At 67.3% G+C, this 1,868-nt stretch carries 2 protein-coding genes; one reads left to right on the forward strand and one right to left on the reverse strand.

Annotated elements, in window-relative coordinates; genetic code table 11:
• The first annotated feature begins 110 nt into the window (after positions 1 to 110).
• Positions 111 to 737 (forward strand): glutathione S-transferase family protein, encoded by a 627-nt coding sequence (locus EN893_RS31935; protein ID WP_127267554.1) that lies wholly within the window; start codon positions 111 to 113, stop codon positions 735 to 737.
• A 3-nt stretch (positions 738 to 740) separates the two neighbouring features.
• On the opposite strand, the gene EN893_RS31940 is transcribed toward EN893_RS31935, so the two are convergent.
• Positions 741 to 1,868: RNA polymerase sigma factor (locus tag EN893_RS31940; RefSeq protein WP_164901296.1), on the reverse strand; the 1,128-nt coding region annotated here is incomplete at its 5' end.

Consider the following 1,868-nt stretch of genomic DNA (forward strand, 5'->3'; position numbering starts at 1 on the left):
AAGCTGGCCCGCTGAAAACACGCCCGTGGCCGCCATCGGCGGCTTGAGCGCCACACCGCTTCCGGTTCATATCTCCCCCGGCCTGCTTTGCGCGGGCCGGGGGAGAATTTATGTACAAGCTTTATACCCGTCCCGGCAGCGGCGGCTTCGTGGTCGAGGCGGCGCTGGCGCTGGCCAATGTACCATTTGAGCAGATCGACGTGCCGAAGACCGACCGGCCCGATCCCGCCTTCCTCGACATCAGTCCGTTGAACCAGGTGCCGGTGCTGACCTTGCCGGACGGAAGCTCGATGACCGAATCGGCAGCGATCTGCATCGTGCTTGCCGAGCGACACCCCGACGCCAATTTGGCGCCGGGAGCAGAAGCGCCTGCCCGCGCGGATTTCCTGCGCTGGATGGCCTTTATGTCGTCTGTTCTCTATTCGGCGGTGCTGCGTTTCTACTACGCATACCGCTACACTGCCGATCCCGAAGGCACCAAGGCGGTCAAGCAGGCGGCCGTGGCAGAGATGGACCGCGGCTTTGCCGTTCTCGATGCCGCGCTCGAAGGCCGTGACTGGCTGGTCGGTGACCGGATGTCGCTGGCCGACATCTATCTGGTCATGCTGGTGGCCTGGTATCCCGACATCGACAGCGCGCGGACGGCATGGCCGAACATCGAACGCCTGTGGGCGCGGCTGCGCGACCATCCGCTGATGAAGACGCTCAACACCTCGCACGAGATGTGGCCGGGCTGAAGCTCAATTTCTGAGCACCGCTCTTTTTCCTTGCAGGAACCGGCGCACCGCCGGGTCGCGCTCGAGGCCGATCGCCCGGTCATAGGCTTCGCAGGCTTGCGGTACCTGACCAAGCCTGGCCAGGAGACCGGCGCGTGCGGCCCAATAGGGCTGGTACTCGTCAAGCCGCTTGTCGTCGCCCAGCACGTAAAGAGCCGCCAATCCGGCCACTGCGCCCTCGGCCTCGGCGATCGCCACCGCGCGGTTTATCGCCACCACCGGCGATCCTGCGATCGAAAGCAGCGCGTCGTAGAGTTCCTGGATTGCCACCCAGTCGGTGCGGCCGGTGAGCCTTCGTGCCGCATGCGCGGACTGCACGGCCGCCTCAAGCTGGTAGCGGCCGATGACGCCCTTGGCCGCTGCGTGGGAAAGCAGCGCTTCCGCCTCGTCGATGAGGGCACGGTCCCATAGAAGGCAATCCTGCTCCGCCAACGGCACGAAGTCGCCTTCGGCGCTGCGCCGTGCGGCGCGGCGAGACTCGGCAAACAGCATCAGCGACAACAGGCCCAGTGCCTCCGGTTCCTCCGGCATCAGCGAGGCCACCAGCCGGCCGAGCCAGATGCCTTCGGTCGCCAGGTTGCGGCGCCGCGTTTCGGTGCCGGCCGGATCGGACCAGCCTTCGGCGAAGGCGGCATAGATCGCCTCCAGCACCGCGTCCAGCCTTTCGCCGAGTTCGGCCCGCTCCGGCACGCGGAACGGAATGCCGGTTTCACGGATGCGGCTCTTGGCCCGCACCAGGCGCTGGCCCATGGTTGCGGGCGAGACCAGGAAGGCGGAGGCGATCGTCGCGGCGTCGAACCCCAGCACCGTCTGCAGAATGAGCGGCGAACGCACGCTCGATTCGATCGCCGGATGGGCGCAAGCGAACATCAGCCGCAGCCGATCGTCGGGCAGGTCTTCCTCGGTCATGCGTTCCTCCGCCTCCTGCGCAATCAGCTTGAGATGCTCGCGGCCGGCCTCGCTGGTGAGCCGCCGCCGCACCGCATCGACACGGCGCCGCCGCGCCACCGCCAGCAGCCAGGCTTCCGGCTTTTCCGGCACGCCGGTTCGCGGCCAGCGCTCGAGGGCGGCGGCAAAGGCATCGGCCAGCGC

Source organism: Mesorhizobium sp. M7A.F.Ca.CA.004.04.2.1, from assembly GCF_004022825.1.
Lineage (GTDB): Bacteria > Pseudomonadota > Alphaproteobacteria > Rhizobiales > Rhizobiaceae > Mesorhizobium.